The 1086-nt window shown below is 46.2% G+C and carries 2 protein-coding genes; both read right to left on the minus strand.

What is annotated here, in order from left to right:
- The coding region (locus R8N28_RS26655; protein ID WP_318183846.1) for a histidinol dehydrogenase at positions 1-612 on the minus strand (612 nt) is incomplete at its 3' end.
- A 5-nt stretch (positions 613-617) separates the two neighbouring features.
- A partial coding sequence (hisG, locus tag R8N28_RS26660; protein WP_318183847.1) for an ATP phosphoribosyltransferase occupies positions 618-1086 on the minus strand: 469 nt, incomplete at its 5' end.

Below are 1086 nucleotides of genomic sequence, written 5' to 3' on the forward strand. Positions count from 1 at the left end.
AAAAATTTTATCCACTTTGGAGACGCTTTTCGTACCGTAAGCCATTGCAGCGACCGCCTGTCCACCACCGACATTGTAAACTTCATCAATGCCGCACAACTTGGCAACGTACAAAATTTCATCTGCAATCGGTGGAGGAGAACAAAGCACCACTTTACGACAACCAGCGATTTTTGCAGGCACGCCCAGCATCAATACTGTCGATGGCAATGGCGCGCTACCACCAGGAATATACAACCCTACTTTTTGAATGGGACGTGTCACTTGCTCACACATCACACCAGGTTGTGTCTCCACTTTAATTGGTTGTGGCTTTTGTGCTTTATGAAATTTAGCAATGTTGCTGTAAGCCTGCTCCAGTGCTTGTTTCATTTCCGCAGAAAGGCGTTCTGAAGCCGCATTAATTTCTTTGGATGGAACTCGGATTGATTCCGGTTTTACACGGTCAAACTTTTCTGTAAGTTCTAATAGCGCTGCGTCACCTTGAGTACGCACCTTTGCGATCACATCCGCAACTGCAGCGGTAATATTCGCGCCCTCCGCAATGGCAGGACGCTCTAAAATTGCATCTTGTTGCTCTTCACTCAGTGATTGCCATACAACAGTTCTCATTGCCGTTACTCCATCATTTTTTCAATTGGTAGCACTAGAATTGAGCTCGCACCCAGTTCTTTTAGCTGTTCCATGGTTTCCCAGAACAAGTTCTCTGTACTCACCAAATGAACGGCAACTTTCTGTTTGTCTGCTGATAGTGGTAAAACGGTTGGATCTTCTGCGCCCGGCAGTAATGCTTTAATTTGCTCCAACTTTCCAGCTGGTGCGTGCAGCATGATGTATTTTGATTCTTTTGCCTGTTGAACGCCTTGCATACGAGTTAGCAATTTATTGATCAACTCTGCTTTGTCTGCGTCGAACTCACCAATGCGTTGGATAAGCGTCGCTTTGGATCTGAAGATGACTTCGGCTTCTTTCAGGCCGTTTGCTTCTAATGTTGCACCTGTAGAAACCAAATCTGCAATCGCATCCGCTAAGCCCGCTCGTGGCGCAACTTCCACAGAACCAGTGAGCATACAAGTTGAGAATGGC

Source organism: Vibrio sp. Vb1554 (genome assembly GCF_033344235.1).